Source organism: Thermomonas sp. (assembly GCF_025993755.1).
Lineage (GTDB): Bacteria > Pseudomonadota > Gammaproteobacteria > Xanthomonadales > Xanthomonadaceae > Thermomonas.
Genome location: NZ_JAMQHN010000062.1, coordinates 11,878 through 30,628, shown reverse-complemented (window position 1 = coordinate 30,628; position 18,751 = coordinate 11,878). Strand labels below are relative to the sequence as shown.

Below are 18,751 nucleotides of genomic sequence, written 5' to 3'. Positions count from 1 at the left end.
GGCAGGGACGGTCCCACGACTCTCCTCAAGACGCCTCCGCTTCACCGGCGACACGGTTGCGGCCACCATTCTTGGCGCGGTACAACGCCGCGTCGGCGCGGGCGAGCAAGGCTTCGGCGTCGTCGGAGTCCGGCACCGTGACGGCAACGCCAATGCTGACCGTGACATGGTCGCTGTCCGGATGGCCGTGGTGGGTGATGTTCAGTCCCGACACCGCCTGGCGCATCCGTTCGGCCACCCGCAGCGCCTCCTCCTGGCTGCAGTTCGGCAGGAGGACGACGAACTCCTCGCCGCCGTAGCGCGCGACATGCTCCCCTGGCTGGCGTGCGCAAGCGACCAGAGCCGTGGCAACCGCCTGCAGCGCGGCATCCCCCGCAGCGTGGCCATGGCGGTCGTTGTAGGCCTTGAAGTGGTCGACGTCGACCATCAGCGCCGCCAACGGTTTGCGTTCGCGCCGTGCGCGCGCCCAGGCTTCGGCGTAGCACTCGAGGATGCAGCGACGGTTGGCGATGCCGGTGAGCGCATCGGTCCGCGCCAGCGACTGCAACTGCTCGTTGGCGGCCGAAAGCGCCAAGGTGCGCGCGGCGACCTCGGCTTCAAGCTGCCGCTTTTGCGCGCGCAGGCGCGCGAAACGCAGCCGCAGCGCCAGCGCGGTGAGCAGGGCGACCAGCAGGACCGACGCGAGCACGAAACCAGCCCGGGCCAATCGGGTCTCGTGCCAACGCGGCAGGATGCTGAAGGCGAACCGGGCGGGCGGCAGGGCGACTGCGTCCGGAACCAGCGCCTGCACCTCGAACACGTATTCGCCCGGCGCAAGCAGGCCATAACCCTGGCTGCGTTCGGCCGTGGGTGCGCTCCATGCCTGTTCGATCGGCAGCAGGCGATACCGGAACCGCAGGCCCGTCGGGTCGCGCAGGCCTGGCGCGGTGAAGCGGAACGACAGCGGCTGCTGTTCCGGAGAGAAGCGGTGGCCCGATGCCACGCTGCCAGCGCCGGGGGACTGCACGCCGAGGATCTGCGCTGCCACGGGCACTGCCGCGCGCGGTGCCTGCGCCAGCAGGCCGATGCGCAGCTTGCCGTAGCCGACATAGGCGACGCGGCCCTCCGGCAAGGTCGTCGCAGAGGGCGAACCGACCAGGTTCGGGCGCAGGCCGCCGTGACCGTCGCTGTCCCCGAAGCGCACGCCGGCCGGGGGTGGTTGTCCGTCACGCAGGGCTTGCCGCAGCGCCGCCCGATCCAGGCGCAGCGCTCCGCTGGATCCGATCTGCCAGAGTCCGTCGCGGGCGTCCTACAGCAGCAGCCAGGCCCCGGGAAAAGCGGTGGCCACGTGCTTTGCGCCGTCCCGATCGCGCAGGATCAGGTGTTGGCCGTGCAGGTACCAGACGCCCTGCCCGGGATCGGCCAGCAGCGAGATGACCTGCGGCTGCGTTTCCAGGACGGTTTCCCGGCCAGCGCCATCGACTCGCGACAGGCCACGGTCACTGGCCAGCCAAAGCCCGTTCGGGCCCTGGTCCAGGAGTTGCAGCGGCACGCGCGGCTCGATGGCACGCTGCGATTGCCGCCGCCCGCCCAGCCAGCGTTCGAGGCTGCTCTGGCCCTGCACCCAGAAGCCGCCGCCGATCGCCGGCGCCAAGGCCAGCGCCGGCCCGTCCTCATGCCGGATCTCGCGGCCATCGACGCGCCATTCGCACAGGCCTTGCTCGCTGGCGATCCACAGCGACCGCGGTGCTTCGAACAGCAGCCCCAGCACGGCGCTGCCGCAAGCGCTGGTGAACGTCCGGCTGCGGCCATCCGGCGCGATCTCGACAATGCCGCGACCGTAGCTGCCGACCCAGATCCGGCCATCGGGTGCGGCGGCCACCGAGGACAACAAGCGGCTTGGCAGCGTGGGATTGGATTCGATCGTGCCCATCGGCGCCAGCGCGAAGCGGTGCAATCCACCTTGGGTGCCGACCCAGACGTTGCGTTCGCGGTCCTCGAAAATGGCCGTGACCATTTCGCCCCGCAGCTGCGGGGGCGACGTCAGCCAACGCCCGTCGGCGCCAAGCCGATACAGGCCATCGGCGTGGGTGCCGACCCAGAGTTCGCCATTGCTCAACAGGCGCATGACGCGGACCTGGGGCACGCGCTCCTGCGAATCCTCGGTGGCGGTGCCGCCGAGGCCCTGCAGGCGCCGCAGCGTGTGTCCCCCCAGCCACAGCGTGCCGTCGGGCGTTTCGGCCATCTGCGTGATGAGGCCCTTGGTGCCCGCCTGGGCACCGACGGGGCGCAGATCCCCCTCTGCGATCCGGAAATCGCCATCTCATGGCTTGACGATCCCCGCTTTGACGGTCGGTCGATGGTTTCGAATCACACGGGAGGGAGAATGGAGTCGCTGGAGCCCTGGTGGGGCCCTGAAGCGTCGGGATCATCCCCCTCCGCGTTCAGGCGACCACACGGTAGCAAGGCCGGTAGTCGCCGGAGATCTTCATGCGGCGCTGGGCGACGAAGGCGCACAGGAGCGCGTCGAGGGCCCGCATGATGTCGGGATCGCCGTTGATCTCGAACGGGCCGCGGGCCTCGATCTGCTGCATGGCCGATTCCTTGACGTTGCCGGCGACGATGCCGGAAAACGCGCGGCGCAGGTCGGCGGCCAGTTCGTGCGACTTGCGGCCGTGGTGCAGGTCGAGCGCGGCCATGCGCTCGTGAGTCGGCGCGAACGGCTGCTGGAACTCCAGCGGCACCTGCAGCGCCCAGTTGAAGAAGAACGAATCCTTCTGGGCGATGCGCTGCTCGCGCACCTGCTGGATGCCGGCGCGCATGCGCGAGGCCACCCGCGGCGGGTCGGCCACGATCACCTCGTAGCGTTCGGCGGCGGCATCGCCCAGCGTCAGGCGGATGAAGCGGTCGATCTGCTCGAAATACGGCGCCGCGCCGGTCGGGCCGGTGAGGATCAGCGGGAAACGCAGGTGGGCGTTTTCCTCGCGCAGCAGGATGCCCAGCAGGTAGAGGATTTCCTCGGCGGTGCCGACGCCGCCGGGAAAGACGATGATGCCGTGACCCATGCGAACGAACGCTTCGAGGCGTTTTTCGATGTCCGGCATGACGACCAGGTGGTTGACGATGGGATTGGGCGATTCCGCCGCGATGATCCCCGGCTCGGTGATGCCGATGTAGCGGGTGCGCCGACGGCGCTGCTTGGCATGGGCGATCGTGGCGCCCTTCATCGGCCCCTTCATCGCGCCCGGGCCGCAGCCGGTGCAGATGTCCAGACCGCGCAGGCCCAGCTCGTAGCCCACCTGCTTGGTGTACTTGTATTCCTCCTGCCCGATCGAATGGCCGCCCCAGCACACCACCAGGTTCGGATCGGTCGGAAACAGCACCCGCGCGTTGCGCAGCAGGCGGAACACGGCGTCGGTGATGCCGCCCGTGGTGTCCGGCTCGGAGGCGCTGTCGGGATCGATCGCGGAGAAGGCCAGGTCGCGCACGACCGCGAACAGCAGTTCGGCCACGCCGCGGATGATCTGGCCATCGACGAAGGCCATCGCCGGCGCGTTGCGCAACTCCAGCCGCACGCCGCGGTCCTGCTGTTTCACCTCGATGTCGAAGTGCGGGTACAGCTCCTGGGCGGCGCGCGGATCGTCGTTGGCGCTGCCGGAGGTGAGCACCGCCAGCGCGCAGCGGCGCAGCAGGTCGTGCAGTCCGGCGCCGGACGCATCGCGCAGGCGCGCGACCTCCTCGCGCGAAAGCACGTCGAGCGCGCCGCGCGGATAGATGTGGGTGGAAACAGTGGGGAGGGTGGAGCCGGCTGCGCTCTGCGGCATGTTCGGGTTGTGGTCATCCATAGGACGGAGAGTCTAACCCAGGGCATAAAGCACGATGCATCCGGTCCAATGGCCGGGAAAGAAAGCTCGCGGTGGCGCAAAGAAAACGCCCGGGAAAACCCGGGCGTTTGTCTGAAGCCGACACTCCGCGAATCAGAACTTGTAGCGGATCGTCAGCAGCGCCTGCCAGCGCGAAATCACGCGCGCGGGGTTGGCGTAGGTGTCATAGGTGCCAAACTGCTGCCAACTGGGGCTGGTCGGCGACCCAAGGTCATAGACGTACTGGCCACCCGTCACATCGGCCACGTTGGCCAGACGACGGGTCCCGAAGAAGCCGACGCCATCCTGCTGGCCCCAGTCCTTGTCCAGCATGTTCAAGAAGTTGTAGATGTCGAGCCGTACCACGATCTTGTTGCCGTTGAAGAAACCGGGGAACTCCTGCTGGAATCCGATATCCAGTTGCTGCACCCACGGCTGGTGCGCGGCGTTACGGCGGGCGATCTGGCCCCGGTGGGAGCGCAGGTAGGCATCGCCTTCGATGAAGTCCTGGAACGCCTGGATCTGGGCGGCCGTCGTTCCGGGCTTGTAGGTGACGATCGGATCGTTGACCAGCGGGATGTAGGCCAGGTCCACGTTGGCGACGCCATCGCCGTTGACGTCGGTGCCGAAGGTCCAGCTGTAGGGCTGGCCGGAATGCGCGTTGAAATACAGCGAGACCGAGGTCTTGTTGTCGCCCCAGAACGCGCGCTCCCAGTTCAACGAAGCCTTGAACGACAGCGGGATCTCGAAACGCGAAGCGGCCTCCACCGAATCGTTGGGATTGACGCGGGCAACATAGTTGTAATTGGAATACGCCTGCGACGAGGTTCCCGGATTGACTTCGGTGCTGTTGGTCCAGGTGATGCTGGCATTGCCGCTGAAACCGTTCGACATGGCCCGGCTCACGGACATCGTGAACACATCGGTGTGGCCGCCGCTGGTATTCGTCAGCAGCGTCGAACGGGTGTTGATTTCAGGGAACTTGCCGTTGTTGGTGCCGCTGCCGATCTGGGTCGGGCTCGGGTTCGGATACGTCACCCAGTAGGAATCGCGGCCGTCGGGCAGCTTGCCCTTGGGCACGCCCACGTTCGGGATCAGGTAATCGATGGCATCACGCGCCTTGATCCGCTGATATTCCAGGGTGCCCACCAGGCCCCAGGGCAGTTCGACGTCGTAGCCCAGGCTGAATTTCCAGGCCGTCGGCAGCTTGAAGTCCGGGTCAAGCACGTCGATCTGGCAGGTCGCGTTGGTCGCGCACTGTCCTGCGGCAGCAGCCGTCGGGCCGGGCTGGTTGTTCGGATCCGGGCTGAATGGATCGGCGGCCGGATTCGAGCTCGTGTACTGCTTGGTCGAGGTGACACCATTGTTGGTATAAGGGTTGGTCAGCCAGACGTAGGGCGGCACGGTCTGGAACAGGCCGATGCCACCACGAAGCTGCATGTGACGCTGGGTGTCGAAGGTGTAATTGAAGGCAAAACGCGGTTCCCAGACGCGATTCTTCGAGCCCAGGGTCGTCCCGCTGGTATAGCCGAAGCGGCTTTCCCAGACCGGCGAACCCGGCGTCGTGCCCGGCGGAGGATTGGTCGTGCTCTCAATGGCCACCGGCGGGGCGTGATCGGCCCGCGGGGAGTTGAGGCGCAGGCCGAACATGAGCGAGAGGTTGTCGTTGACCTGCCAGGTGTCCTGGATGAACGGGCTGATCTGGGTGTACTTCCAGGTGCCCGCGATATCGCCCAGGGTGACGCCGGTCGGCAGGTAATTCTTGACGAACGTGTTGTAATTGCCCGCGAGGATCTCGTCCACCGGCGTGCCATTGCCGTTCTTGTCGATGAACCCGTAGGAGCCGTTCAACAGCTGGCCGAAGACGTTGGCGACGCGGTTGCTCAGGAAATCCACGCCCGCCTTGATCACGTGATCGCCGGCGTAATAGGTGCCGATCAGGCTGCCGGTGACCCGGGTGCTGTCGATCGAATTTTCATGACGATAGCGATCCTCACCGCCGATGACCCACGGCGCCGAAGAGTTCGGGGCATAGTTGGCGCACTGCGAAGCGACCGCCGTGAAGCACGCAAAGACTTCCGGCTGGTTGACCGCAGCACCGTTGTTTCCGAGGAATCGCTGGTAGCCGATCTTCAGCTCGGTGCTGAAGTTTTCCGTCCAGTCGCTGAACAACTGGACCGAGTAGTTGTTGGTGGTGGTCGAGACGGTGTACCAGTTGCTGGGCAGGATGGCGCTGGTGGCGCGCGCATAGCTGGCGTACGGCGTCGGCTTGGTTTCCTCGGTGCGCTGGTAGGTGAAACTGGCGCGATGGTTATCGTTGATGTTCCAGTCCAACTTGGCCAGATAACGCCGGTTCTGCAGGGCGACGGACGTCGCGGCACCGTAGGTCCCGGCCTTGATGCCGATGGCATCGAATGCCGCGGCAACTTCATTGACCTGCTGCGCGGTCAGGATGCCGTTGCTGACGGCATCGGCGCCGACCCCGGATATGCCGTCGATCTTCTGATCCTCGACACTCAGGTAGAAGTACAGGGTGTCCTTGACGATCGGCCCGCCCAAGGTGACGCCCCAGGTGCGATTCTGGTCGAACCCGCGATAGCGCGGACCGCCGAGGCGACCCACCATGCTCCCGGCATCGGTCAAGGTGTAGTACAGGGAGCCGTGGAACTCGTTGGTGCCCGAACGCGTGACCGCATTGATGTTCGCGCCGACGGAATCGGTGCCGACGTCGAACTCGGAAATCTTGATGTCGTAGGCGGCGATGGTGTCCGCCGAGATCGGCGATCCGGTGAAGCCCAGGCCATTCGAATTCAGGCCGAACGGATCGTTGACGGACAAACCGTCCACGCTGATGTTGTTGTAGCGGTTGTTCTGGCCTGCGACTGAAATCGAACCGTCGTTCTGGTCGGTGACGGTGATCCGCGGATCCAGTCGCGCGATGTCGTCGAGCGAGCGATTGCCGCTGACCGCGGTCTCGAGCTGGCGCCCGCTGACCGAAGTCCCGGTGCCCTTGTTGTTCTGGTCGAAGACATTGCCCGCATTCCCGAGTACCACCACCGTCCCCAGCTCAGTGGCGCCAGCCGTACCGAAGGTCGCATTGACGGTGGACACCTGGTTCAGGTCGAGGTAGACGTTCTCCTCGGTCTTGGTCCCCTCACCTTCCTTGGTGACGGTGATCGTGTACGGACCGCCGACGCGCAGGCCGCGGGCGTTGTAGCGACCGCTGGCGTCAGTGACGGCACGGCTGACCGTGCCGGACTCGACATGGGTGATCGTCACCTGGGCACCCGCCACAGGCTGGCCGTTGGCGCCCGTCACCAAACCACCGACGCCGGACGAGGTGCTTTGCGCGAACACGGGGGCCGCGGCGAGCGCGACGATCAGACCCAGCGAGAGCTTCGACAGCCGGACGCGATTCTTGCGATTCATTGTGTGGTCTCTGGAGATGGACGGAATAAAGAGCCCGACACGCCCCGCACGCTGCACTGGTACCGCCGACAGGCATCGTGGGACGAAATCGGATGCAACCCCTACGCCGTACGCACGGGTACGCCGTTACGGAAGTTTAACACGGCCTGAAGCCCGCGAACGTGCCCTGGATCATGTATCCGGCTTGCCGCACGGCCTCACGCGAGGCGTACGCAGGGATGCTGACCGGCTGAAATGACGGGAATATGAGGGTCCATGTGGAGGCACATCGTTGGAGCCATCGTGCCTCGCGCAGCCGGCGAGTACTGGGCCTGAGTCCTTTGGAACCGGCTCCCGGCTTCCGGCTGTCTCAGCCCGGCGGATGCAGATAGCTGGCCACGCCGTCGAGGAACATCTGCACCGACAGCGCAACGATCACCATGCCCATCAGCCGTTCGACGGCGGTCAGGGCGCGGTTGCCCAGCAGTTTCTGCAGCCAGGGCGCGCACAGCAGGATGAGCGCGGTCGCACCCCAGGCCAGGGCCAGGGCCAGCATCCACTCGCCCATCCGCGCCGGGTGCTGGCTGCCCAGCAGCATCACCGCGGCCATGCCCGAGGGGCCGGCGATCATCGGGATGGCCACCGGGACGATGAAGGGTTCCCCGCCGGGCACGTCGCCCATCACGCCTTCGGCGGTCGGGAAGATCATCCGCAGGCCGATCAGGAACAGCACGATGCCGCCGGCGATCGACACCGATTCCTGGCGCAGGTGCATCAGCGACAGGACGTGCTGGCCGCCCCACAGGAACAGCATCAGCACCACCAGCGCGATCACCAGCTCGCGCGCGAGGATGCGGCGCTGGCGCGCGGCCGGAATCCCCTTGAACAGGCCGAGGAGGACCGGGATGTTGCCCAGCGGATCGAGGATGAAGAACAGCAGCAGCGCGGCCGAGGTGATGGTCATGCCGGATCGGCCACTGCGAGCGGCTCCTGAAGATCGCGGATCTTCCCGCGCCACGCGGCGCCGGTGGCGGCCAGCAGTTCCACGCAGGCCGGGGCGTAGTCGGCGGCGGGGCGCGCTTCGGGATCGACGTTGAGCTGGTAGGCGGCGGCGCGCAGTCCCGTGCGCATCGGGCCGGGGCGCAGGCCGGAGATGCGCGGTCCGGAGGCGCCCAGTTCGGCCTGCAGCATCGGCACCAGCGCCGCCTGCGCGCTTTGCGCCAGGCCATAGCCGCCCCAGAAGGCGCCGGCGGCCCCGGGCTTGCCGCGCCTTTCCGGCGTGTCGAGCACGAACACCGCGGCGCCGGCGTCGGATTTCGCCAGCAGCGGCAGGCAGGCCTGGGTGAGCCACCAGCGCGCGGTCAGGTCGACGTGGATGGCGCGTGCGAAGTCAGCCGGATCGGTGTGCGCCAGCGGGGTCAGCGCGCGGAATTCGGCGGCGCAGTGCAGCAGGCCGTCGAGGCGACCGAATTCGCCGTCGATGGCCTGCGCAAGCTGATCGAAATCGTCCGGCACGGCGCCTTCCAGATCCATCGGATAGAGCATGGGATCGGGACCGGCCGCCTTGACCGATTCGTACACCTTGTTGAGCGCGCGCACCTTGCGCCCGAGCAGGATCACGCTGGCGCCGGCCGCAGCGCAGGCCACGGCAGCAGCGGAACCGAGACCGCCGGCCGCGCCGGCGATCAGGACGACGCGATCCTTCAGGCTGTCTTGCGCACTCACGGCTTGCGCACGTCCGCGAGCATGCGCGCCAGGTCGCCGGATTCGGCCAGTTCGACGATGATGTCGCAGCCGCCGATCAGCTCGCCCTGCACGTACAGCTGCGGGAAGGTGGGCCAGTCGGAGAAGCGCGGCAGGTTGGCGCGGATTTCCGGGTCTTCCAGCACGTTGAACGTGTGCAGTTCCTCGGCGCCCGCGCCCTGCAGCGCCTGCACGGCGCGGCTCGAATAGCCGCACATCGGGTACTCGGGCGTTCCCTTCATGAACAGCACGACGGGATGGCTGTCGATTTCGGCGCGAATGCGCTCGCTCACGGTCGGCACCACTGGACTCCTGCAGGTTCGCGGCATGGCCGCTTCACGGGGCGACCACGGCATCGCCCGCTACAATCCGTCATTGTAATGCGTCGCGCGGCCACGGCCGCCCTTCCCACCCATGCAAATGGAGAATCCGCCCATGGCCATCGAACTGCCTGCCCTGCCCTATGCCCACAACGCGCTGGAACCGCACATTTCCGCGGAAACAATCGACTTCCACTACGGCAAGCACCATCAGGGCTACGTCACCAACCTCAACAAGATGATCGAGGGCACCGAGTTCGCCGATCTCGATCTGGTCGCGATCATCCGCAAGGCGCAGGGCGGGATGTTCAACAACGCCGCGCAGGTGTGGAACCACAGCTTCTACTGGAACTGCCTGAAGCCGAACGGCGGCGGCGAGCCGACCGGCAAGCTGCTTGAGGCCATCGATGCCGCCTTCGGCAGCTTCGCCAAGTTCAAGGAAGAGTTCACCAAGACCGCCGTCGGCACCTTCGGCTCCGGCTGGGCCTGGCTGGTGCAGCGTCCCGACGGCACGCTGGCGCTGGCGAGCACGCCCAACGCCGCCACGCCGGTGACCGGGCAGGACACGCCACTGCTGACCTGCGACGTGTGGGAACACGCCTACTACATCGACTACCGCAACGCCCGCCCGAAGTACCTCGAAGCGTTCTGGAATCTGGTCAACTGGGACTTTGCCGCGTCGCAGATGAAGTGAGGATCGCGGCCATGGGCCGCTCCTGCACTTGGAACGCTGCTAGGTTTTCCGCCCGCGCTGCGCCTTGGCGCGGGCGGCGCGCAGCGCGTCGAGTTTTTCCTTGAGCTTGATTTCCAGCCCGCGCGCCACCGGGTGGTAGTAGGCGCGTTCGCCCATGGATTCAGGGAAGGCGGTCTGATCCAGCGCCACTCCGCCGGCGACGTCGTGGTCGTACTGGTAGCCGTCGCCGTAGCCGAGTTCCTTCATCAGCTTGGTCGGCGCGTTGCGCAGGTGCATGGGCACCGGCTGGGTGCCGAATTCGCGCAGGTCGCGACGCGCGGCGCCCAGCGCCTTGTAGCCGGCATTCGATTTGGCGGTGCTGGCCAGATAGATCACGGCTTGCGCCAGCGCCAGTTCGCCTTCGGGGCTGCCGAGCCGCTCGTAAGCGTCCCATGCCTCCAGCGCCATCTGCAGCGCGCGCGGATCGGCCAGACCGACGTCTTCCACCGCCATCCGGGTCATGCGCCGCGCGAGGTAGGCCGGGTCGGCGCCGCCGTCGAGCATCCGCACCAGCCAGTACAGCGCCGCGTCCGGATGGCTGCTGCGCACCGATTTGTGCAGGGCCGAAATCTGGTCGTAGAACTGCTCGCCGCCCTTGTCGAACCGGCGAGTGCGGTCGGCCAGCACCTGGTGCAAGGTGGCTGTGGTGACCTCCCCGCCCTCCTGCTGGGCGATGTCTGCGGCGATTTCCAGCAGCGTCAGGCCACGGCGCACGTCGCCGTCGGCGGCGGCGGCGATTTCGGCCAGCGCCGCATCGGAAACTTTGAGATCAAGTCCACCCAGTCCGCGCTCGTGATCCTCAAGGGCACGGCGCAGCGCCATGGCGATGTCCTCGGCGGATACCGCATCAAGCACGTGCACGCGGCAGCGCGAGAGCAACGCCGAATTCAGTTCGAATGAGGGGTTTTCGGTGGTGGCGCCGACGAACAGGATGGTGCCGCGTTCGATGTGCGGCAGGAAGGCGTCCTGCTGGATCTTGTTGAACCGGTGCACCTCATCGACGAACAGCAGCGTGCGCTCGCCGGCCTCGAAGCGTGCCTGCGCCCGCGCCAGCACCTCGCGCACCTGCGGCAGGCCGGAGAGCACCGCAGAAATCGCGACGAACTCGGCCTCGGCGTGACGGGCCAGCAGCAGGGCCAGCGTGGTCTTGCCGCAGCCCGGCGGCCCCCACAGCACCATCGAGTGCAGCCGTCCGGCTTCGATGGCCTTGCGCAGCGCCGACCCCGGCGCCAGCAGGCGCGGCTGGCCGACCATTTCATCCAGCGTGCGCGGCCGCATCCGCTCGGCCAGCGGCCGCAGCGCCTCGGCGTCGGCAGCGCCGATCGGCAGATCCAGCGAACCGGATGATTTGCGCGAAACGCCCATCCAGGCATTGTACGGGCGCGGCGTCGCAGGCGGTGCGACGCGCCTGCCTTCGCCACGACGGCCATGACGACAAACCCGCCTTTCGGCGGGTTTGTCGTGGAATTGCCGCATCCGGCCGGGGTTACCAGCAGCCGCTCGTGGACGGGCTCTTGGTTCCCGCCTGGTCGAGGCTCAGGGTTCCGCAGGAATCGCCAGCCTGCGGCCCTATCGGCGACGCCGTCAGGGTATAGGCCCGGACCGTAGGCGTAGGCAGAACGACGTTGTAGAACTCGTTCGTGACTTTCTGATCGCACGCCCCGAAATCCGGCGCGAACCCGACATAGGTCATGTTGGTCGTGTACCAGCGTTCCAGCTGCTGGGCCACGGCGGAGAGACAGGCCTCCGCCGCCACCCTGCGGGTCCGGCGGACGTGATCCACGTAGGACGGATAGGCGATCGACGCAAGGACGCCAATGATCGCCACCACCACCAGCAGCTCGATCAGGGTGAAACCCGCGCTGTGCCTCTGGGCCGGACGTTGCTTGGTCATGTCCATCAATCCTTCCTGAATTCGCGCCACGACACCGTGCGCCAGATGCTGCGGTGGGTGCGGGTGGTCGCCAGACTGCCGGCCGAGCCCGTGACGATCATCTGCCCGTCGATGAAGATCGGCAGCGTCGGCATGCCCACGCCCACGTCCACGGATCCAACCGCAACCCCGCCGACATTGTTGTCGGTCGTGCTGCCGTCATTGTTGAGATCGAACAGCGAGGTTCCGAGGCTGGTGCCGGTGAACGCATCCACGGCGTTGATGTAGCCGGTACCCGTGGCATCGCAGACGTTGCTCTCCGGGATCATGCTGGCCGTCACCAGTGCATTGGCCAGAAGCTGCGCATCCTGGATGATGCGTTCACCGCCGGCAGGCAACGTCACATACCAGCCCTTGGCTCCCGGGTTGAGATCCGCCTTGGGTTCGAAGGTCCGCACCGGATAGCCGCTCTGGGTGGCGCCGGTATTGATCATGGTGCGCTTGACCAGATCCGAATACTGCAACTGGGCATCGGTATCTTCAAACCCGTAGATCCCCTGCATCAGCGGCGCCTTGTCGTTGGTATCCGACACCGTCATGAACCGGCCGGTACCGAAGAAGACCCAGCGCTTGTATGTCACCGGATTGGTGGCAATCGTCACGCCGCCGGTAATCGGCTGCGGGACACCCGTACCATCGGCGGACTTCGCCTGGAACAACAGCTTGGCCGTCCAGCTCGAGGGATTGGATGCAGTCAGGTCGAATTTCCACACGTTGCCGAGCAGATCGCCCGCATACACATAGTCGACCGACTTGCCATCAGTGCCCAGGATCGCCGTCGGGGCAGACAGCCCGTTGGGCTGGGACGCGCTGCCCGCGCCGGTATTGATCTCACGGATCACCGCACCGGTTTGGACATTGACAACCAGCAGCACCGCCTTGTTGTTGGTGCTGTTGACGCCGTTGCCGACGATGGCCGCCGCCGTCTTGGCCGTGGGCGAGGTGTTGACCAGTGCCAGCGCCGGGCGCCCGGTCACCATGCCCATGTTGTTTCCGGCCGTTTCGGCAAGCTCCCATCTGACGTCGGCGTTGCCGAAGGACGCGGGATTGGTGACATTCAGCCCATACATTCCCTTGCCGCCACGCCCCAGCGAGCCTACGAGATAGTTGGCACTTGGCGTCAGCTTGCGATCCGTCACTGCAATCGGGCCATCCACGTACCAACGGTGGGAGTTTTCGTAATCGCCGCGGCTGAGCATGGAAAGATCGGCCATCTTGATCAGTCCCGGCACATAGGCGAACAGCTCCTTGCCGTCGGCCACGTTGAACGCGTGCATCATGCCGTCGTTGGCGCCGACGTAGAGGGTCTGGGTGTCATCCACGTAGAACGGCGAGGAGTTGACGATATCGCCCAGTGAATTGTTGGGACGGTCGCGCAGCAGGCCGCCGTTGCGCTTCTCCTGACTGGCATCACCCTTGAGGTAATTGGCGTTGTTCACGCCGGTCACCTGGAAGTTGACCGGGCCGCCGGTACGGGTCAGGGCCGCGATTTGGGTGGGTGTCGGGAAAGTCTGGCCGACATTGCTCTCGCGGGTGAACACCTTGCGCACGTTGTAGTTCGGCACCGAACTGGCCCAGGCGAGCGAGGACGGCGTGTTGTTGGCATCCAGATTCCAGGCGTTGATGGTGCCCGTCCACTTGCCGGCGATGTAGGCGGCATTGAAGACCTTGCCGCCGGAGCGGATCTGGAAGGCGCTGGTGGCGACGTTGGACGCCGCGCTGGTGCGCTGCGCGATCGTGGCCAGCGCCGACTGCAGGCCCTGGGTGAACTCGTCGGGGCTGGTGGCGGCCACGAAGGTGCCGTGCCCGTTGACCGCCGCGTGCAGCAGGTCGTCGATGCGGTCGTTGTCTTCGGTGTCGTTCGGGTTTCTCCAGGACATGTTCTGCGGCACGTCATCCACCGAGCCAATCCCGGAAGTCCCCGACAGACCGATGGAAATCCCGAAGGTCACCATGTGCTGCCAGAACGCCGGGTCCCCCAGCTTCGGGTGGCTGTCGTCGGTGGTGCTGGTCGGCACGTTGTTGGTCAGATCCGTGCGCAGGTCGCGCTTCCAGAAATACATGGCCACGTCGGCCAGGGTATTGCCGTCGCTGCTGCTGTACGGCGTCTTCGGCGTGTAGGTGTAGCTCTTGCCGCCCGGCCCGGTGATGGTCGAGCCGTTGTTGTCGTCCTGCTCATTGACGGCCGTATAGCCGCTGTCGTTGTTCCAGTAGCCGTCGGTGGTCAGGATGGTGAAGTTCTGCCGGCAGCTGATTTGGTCGGCTTGCGGCTCGGGGCCGTAAGGTCCGGTGGCCGTCTGGTTCTCGAAATACTTGCCGGCCTGGTAGAGCCCCCCTTTCAGCGGGGTGCCGTTGTAGCCGATGATCGAGAACAGGGACGCATACCAGTCGTTGCGGTTGGTGGAGCCGCCGTCGTTGGCAAACCGCCCTTCATCCTTGGTGACCGGAATCGGGTTGGAATGGTTGGGACCGCGCCCCCAGATGGTGCGGAAACCGACGCGCACGTCACGCGTCAGCGGCGAGAACGCGGCGCTGGCGCCGGCCTTGGCCGCCTTGATGCGGGTGCGGTGGTAGGAAAACCACGTCGCGTAGTTGGTGCGCTCATCGGCTTCGCTGCGCCCGGTCGGGGTCACCTGGGTGCATTCGCGCCATTGGTTGCCCGTATTCGTGCTGCAACCGCGGCCGGACAAGCCCCGGTTGTAATTGGGGCTGGAGCCACTGCGGGCCCCATACCAGCTGCGTACGATCACGCCGTCGGCATGGATCTGATAGCGGTAGTAGTTGTAGCCATTGCTCAAATACGTTTCCGAAGTGTCCGTCAGATCCTTCGGCACATAGAAGGTCTGCACGCCGCCGCAGACATTCGTGCCAACGCCCTCATCCGTCGTGGAATTGCTGTTGTAGTTGAACTGCCTGCAACTGCTGGTATTGGACAAGTCAATCGTGCTGCCGCCCACCAGATTGAAGCTGCCATAGGCGGCGTAGTAGCTGGTGCCCCCGGTCATCCGGTTGCCGTCGGCCCTGGTCCACGGCAGGTAGTCGATGTTCGGGTTGTAGGACAGCGAATTGCGGGTATAGGCCAGTCTATTGCTGATGACGCTGAGTGGCGGCACGCTGTCGGGCATGTAGTTGAAGGCCATCGACCCCGAGTCGTCCAGCACGAACAGGATATTCGGCGGCACGCGCGCGCCGGCGGTCAGCGGATCGCCCGGGATGGGCACCGCGAAGGTCGCCGCGGTCACCGGCATCGACAGCAGGGTGGCCAGGCAGGCCAGCGGCAGGCTCCACCAGGAGCGGCGACTGCAGACATTGATACGGGCCATGTTCTTGGTCTTCATGACGGGCTCACAGGCGTGGCATGCTGTAGATGACATCGGTTTGACGCGTGACGGCGGCACGTTCCGGCTGGTTGTGGTGCCTTTGCGCGGTGATCCGGAACAGCGGGCCGGTCTGCTGGCTGCCCGGGTTGGGGACCACGCCACCGCTTTCCTGGAATGCCTGATTCCGACCCAGATACTGGATCCAGTATTCCGTCCTGACGCCATTCAATGTAGGTCCGTTGATCCAGGCCGAACTGCCCACGGCTGGCGTCTGTGCAAGTGGGCCACAGATGATATTGGATCCGGAGATCGGGCAATCGGTGGAAGTTTCGGGCGGGTCGTTCGTCACGCCATTCATAGGATCGGTCTCCAGCGAGTTCATGGCGAACGCCAGCGCGTTTTCGACCGCCTGCGTGGTCAGGCTGCGGTCGCGCAGGTTGGCCGCCATGCGTTCCTGCATGACCGAACTGCGCATGACGGCAATGCCGAGCACGGACATCACCACCAGCAGGATCAGCACGACCAGCAGGGAGACACCGCGTTGGGATTGGGACGATCTGTTCATGGCATACCTGCGCGACTAGGGCACACGGTTGCGGATGGCAACCGTGGCGGCGAGATTCCGATTCACCTGGTTGGATTCCCCCGGCGCGTTCCCGGGGATGATGGCGCGAATGGGGATGAGCATGTTCACGGCATCCACGTTCTGGTAGTTGAACGAGGCCCCCGTTGCCGGCGCGTACACGTTCGGATTGCCGCCCTGCGTCTGGTGGAAAAGCAGCGTCCACGGCTGGATGCCGACCGCGGCTTCCTGGTTGCCGGCGCCATCGTTGAGATCCACGTACAGCGAGCTTCCGGTCGGGCCGCCGTTGGGCGCCACCGACCAGGTGGTCGTACGCAGGCGGCCAATCGAGATGCTGGCCCGAGAGGCCCCCACGGTATCGACCGGGTTGAACGCCAGCGGAGTGGTGAAATTGATCTGCTGCCCGCTGATGGAATTGACGGTGGCGAAACCGGTCATGGAGCCGTTGCAGATCATCAGAACGTCGTTGACGTTGAAGATGTCCGAAGCTGCGGGCGTGGCATCCAGCAGGGTGACGTGGCTGGCATCGCTGTTGTTCGGATCGACGCGGTAGGCCATCTCGTCGACCCCGACCATCGTGAGGCTGCTGGAGGTCCCGTCCAGCGGCGAGCGGAACGCATCGCTGTTGCTGTCCGTTCCGCGCACCGAGGACTCCCTGGTGCAGGCCGTGGTTCCCGTGGAACGCACGTCGGCCGCCAGCATTTCATAGGCCACCCGCGCGTTTTCCTGCACGCGGTTCTGCCCGTCGTTGGAATTGAACGTCCGCAGGTTCCCCACGAACAGGACAAACGCCGCGCCAAGGACGATCAGACCCAGCAGCAGGGCGATCATCATTTCAATCAGACTGAAGCCCTGCGCCGAATGCCGGACATGAAGCCGCTTCATAGGGTGGCCCTCGTGGTCAGACGCCGGGTCTGGCCGCCGCCGGCGCGCCGGTCGTCCCACTGGACGGTGATTTCATAGACACCGCCGCCCACCTGGGCGATGCTTCCACAGGTGCCCGTATCCGCGGGATCGTTGCCGATGGCGGTCTTCAGCTGCACCGTCCATTGGTGGATATCCCAGGTCGCCAGCGACAACCCAGCCGCCGGAACCGAAGCGCAGTTGACGGTGCCATCGAAAACGTAGCTGGCGGCATTGGCGCGGTTGGCGCGCATGGCCTCGATGATGGAATTGGCGGCCATGACCGCCTGCGAGGATTCCAGCGAACTCTGACCGCCGCGCAGCGCCAGCGCCTGCATCGCCGCCATGCCCATCAGCCCGAGGGCGAGCACCAGCACGGAAATCAGCACTTCGATCATGCTCAGGCCGCGCTGCGCGCGCGGGAATGAAATCGGTCGGTTCATGGGCAGCTCCCTCCGCCGTTCACGGCTGTACTCGTGGACGCGCCCCCCAGGGCCACGCTGATCTCCCGCTGGTTCTCGCCGAGGGCGGCATCGGGAATGCAGACCACGAAGACGCGATCCGCTGCGGGCAGGCTCGGGTCGATCCGTCCGGTGGAGCGGAACACGAGGCCCGCCGCCGGCCCGCTGAGCTGCACGTCTGCGGGCATGGTCACCTCGCGCACGATGGCATTGTTCGAATCGAAGACGACGAAACGCTGCGCACCCGTGCTGCAGGTGATTCCGCCGGCGGACGCGCAGGCGGTGACCCGCGCGTTGGTGCGAATCGCTTCCGAACGCGCCAATTGCAGGGTGCCCATCACGTCTTCGGCCTGGCTCTTGAGACGGTTGCGCTTGATGATCGTGCTCATGTTGGGAACCGCAACCGCCGCGATCACCGCGATCACCGCCACCGTCACCATCAGCTCCACCAGGGTGAAGCCGCGCGATGCGTGACGCCCTGGCACAGGGTTTGGCGTCCCCTCCGGATGTTTATTGCGTTGCAGCATATCGCCCCCGTTTCAGGCACTAGGCACATTAGCCGCGAGTATGCACCAATGCCACGGATCGGCGACAGGCGGGCGGTTCGTGGGGTCAAGCGGTTGACCGGGGCGTTCCGGGAGGAGAAGAACCCAAGTCCAAGGACGTTGATGTTCGATGGGTCAACGTCCATGGATCCCCGCCCCCGCCTTCGCGGGGATGACGAGCAAAAAGGTTCAAGCGGCCCGGGCGATGGCGAGGAAGTCGTCGGCCACCAGCGCGGCGCCACCGATCAGGCCGCCGTCGATATCGGGCTGGGCGAACAGGCTGGCGGCGTTGTCGGGCTTGACGCTGCCGCCGTACAGGATCGGCAATGTGGCAGCGATGGCGGCATCGCGGGCGGCCACCTGCGCGCGGATGAAGGCGTGGACGGCCTGCGCCTGTTCGGGGCTGGCGGTGCGGCCGGTACCGATCGCCCAGACCGGTTCGTAGGCCACCACGGCGGTGGCGAACGCCGCCGCGCCGGCCAGTTCCAGCACCGGTTGCAGCTGGCTGGCGATGACGTCTTCGGTGTGTCCGGCCTCCCGTGCGTCGAGGCTTTCACCCACGCACAGGATCGGAACAAGCCCGGCCGCCTGCGCCGCGACAAACTTGCGCGCCACCAGTTCACTGCTTTCCGCGTGGTATTGGCGCCGTTCGGAATGTCCGACCAGGGTATGGCGCGCGCCGAGGTCGGCCAGCATCGCCGCCGACACCTCGCCGGTGAATGCGCCTTTGTCGTGACAGCTCACGTCCTGTGCGCCGAACGCCAGCCCGGTGCCGGCAAAGCGGGCGACCAGTTCGCCCAGATACGGGTATGGCGGCAGCACCACCAGTTCGACGCCCTGCGGGATCGCGGTGGCGATCGCCGTCACCAGCGCATCGGCGAAGGCGCGGGTTCCGTGCAGTTTCCAGTTTCCGGCGACGATCCTGCGGCGCATGGGCGCTTCCTGATGCGAAAGCGTACA

16 protein-coding genes are annotated in these 18,751 nt (G+C 66.0%); 1 reads left to right on the top strand and 15 read right to left on the bottom strand.

The window, feature by feature from the left end; all coding sequences use genetic code 11:
- Window positions 1–25 precede the first annotated feature (25 nt).
- The 7 genes from Q0X16_RS04565 to grxD form a co-directional block, all read right to left on the bottom strand.
- Window positions 26–1,183, bottom strand: a complete 1,158-nt coding sequence (locus tag Q0X16_RS04565) for a GGDEF domain-containing protein (protein WP_297831143.1) — start codon at window positions 1,181–1,183, stop codon at window positions 26–28.
- Between the two features lie 105 nt (window positions 1,184–1,288).
- Window positions 1,289–2,224 carry a two-component regulator propeller domain-containing protein gene (locus Q0X16_RS04560; RefSeq protein ID WP_297831140.1) on the bottom strand — a complete coding sequence of 312 codons (936 nt, stop codon included), beginning with the start codon at window positions 2,222–2,224 and terminating at the stop codon, window positions 1,289–1,291.
- A 199-nt stretch (window positions 2,225–2,423) separates the two neighbouring features.
- A complete protein-coding gene (gene ppnN / locus Q0X16_RS04555) occupies window positions 2,424–3,803 on the bottom strand; it encodes a nucleotide 5'-monophosphate nucleosidase PpnN (RefSeq protein WP_297831137.1) in 1,380 nt (459 codons plus the stop codon).
- A 153-nt stretch (window positions 3,804–3,956) separates the two neighbouring features.
- Window positions 3,957–7,271: a carboxypeptidase regulatory-like domain-containing protein gene (locus Q0X16_RS04550; RefSeq protein ID WP_297831134.1), complete on the bottom strand. Its 3,315-nt coding sequence runs from the start codon at window positions 7,269–7,271 to the stop codon at window positions 3,957–3,959.
- A gap of 349 nt (window positions 7,272–7,620) precedes the next feature.
- Window positions 7,621–8,214, bottom strand: a complete 594-nt coding sequence (locus tag Q0X16_RS04545) for a YhgN family NAAT transporter (protein ID WP_297831131.1) — start codon at window positions 8,212–8,214, stop codon at window positions 7,621–7,623.
- Window positions 8,211–8,975, bottom strand: a complete 765-nt coding sequence (locus tag Q0X16_RS04540) for an SDR family NAD(P)-dependent oxidoreductase (RefSeq protein WP_297831129.1) — start codon at window positions 8,973–8,975, stop codon at window positions 8,211–8,213. The genes Q0X16_RS04545 and Q0X16_RS04540 overlap by 4 nt, the downstream gene beginning before the upstream one ends.
- Window positions 8,972–9,322, bottom strand: coding sequence for a Grx4 family monothiol glutaredoxin (grxD, locus tag Q0X16_RS04535; RefSeq protein ID WP_297831126.1), 351 nt, complete (start codon window positions 9,320–9,322; stop codon window positions 8,972–8,974). The genes Q0X16_RS04540 and grxD overlap by 4 nt, the downstream gene beginning before the upstream one ends.
- Window positions 9,323–9,428: 106 nt before the next feature.
- Between grxD and Q0X16_RS04530 the strand changes: the two genes are divergently transcribed.
- Window positions 9,429–10,007: a Fe-Mn family superoxide dismutase gene (locus Q0X16_RS04530; RefSeq protein WP_297831124.1), complete on the top strand. Its 579-nt coding sequence runs from the start codon at window positions 9,429–9,431 to the stop codon at window positions 10,005–10,007.
- 39 nt (window positions 10,008–10,046) lie between these two features.
- Here the strand turns inward: Q0X16_RS04530 and Q0X16_RS04525 are convergent, their stop codons facing one another.
- The 8 genes from Q0X16_RS04525 to tpiA form a co-directional block, all read right to left on the bottom strand.
- Complete coding sequence (locus Q0X16_RS04525; protein WP_297831121.1) at window positions 10,047–11,411, bottom strand: replication-associated recombination protein A; 1,365 nt, start codon at window positions 11,409–11,411, stop codon at window positions 10,047–10,049.
- Between the two features lie 121 nt (window positions 11,412–11,532).
- The gene (locus Q0X16_RS04520) at window positions 11,533–11,946 is read right to left on the bottom strand and encodes a type IV pilin protein (RefSeq protein ID WP_297831118.1); all 414 of its coding nucleotides are present in this window, start codon (window positions 11,944–11,946) and stop codon (window positions 11,533–11,535) included.
- Window positions 11,946–15,317, bottom strand: coding sequence for a PilC/PilY family type IV pilus protein (locus tag Q0X16_RS04515; protein ID WP_297831116.1), 3,372 nt, complete (start codon window positions 15,315–15,317; stop codon window positions 11,946–11,948). The genes Q0X16_RS04520 and Q0X16_RS04515 overlap by 1 nt, the downstream gene beginning before the upstream one ends.
- A gap of 7 nt (window positions 15,318–15,324) precedes the next feature.
- A complete protein-coding gene (locus tag Q0X16_RS04510; protein WP_297831113.1) occupies window positions 15,325–15,864 on the bottom strand; it encodes a PilX N-terminal domain-containing pilus assembly protein in 540 nt (179 codons plus the stop codon).
- Between the two features lie 15 nt (window positions 15,865–15,879).
- Window positions 15,880–16,767, bottom strand: coding sequence for a prepilin-type N-terminal cleavage/methylation domain-containing protein (locus Q0X16_RS04505; RefSeq protein ID WP_297831110.1), 888 nt, complete (start codon window positions 16,765–16,767; stop codon window positions 15,880–15,882).
- Window positions 16,764–17,228 (bottom strand): type IV pilus modification protein PilV, encoded by a 465-nt coding sequence (gene pilV, locus Q0X16_RS04500; protein WP_297831107.1) that lies wholly within the window; start codon window positions 17,226–17,228, stop codon window positions 16,764–16,766. The genes Q0X16_RS04505 and pilV overlap by 4 nt, the downstream gene beginning before the upstream one ends.
- Window positions 17,225–17,731, bottom strand: a complete 507-nt coding sequence (locus tag Q0X16_RS04495; RefSeq protein WP_297831104.1) for a GspH/FimT family pseudopilin — start codon at window positions 17,729–17,731, stop codon at window positions 17,225–17,227. Before Q0X16_RS04495 ends, pilV begins: the two co-directional genes overlap by 4 nt.
- A 249-nt stretch (window positions 17,732–17,980) precedes the next feature.
- The gene (gene tpiA, locus Q0X16_RS04490; protein ID WP_297831101.1) at window positions 17,981–18,724 is read right to left on the bottom strand and encodes a triose-phosphate isomerase; all 744 of its coding nucleotides are present in this window, start codon (window positions 18,722–18,724) and stop codon (window positions 17,981–17,983) included.
- Window positions 18,725–18,751: the final 27 nt, after the last annotated feature.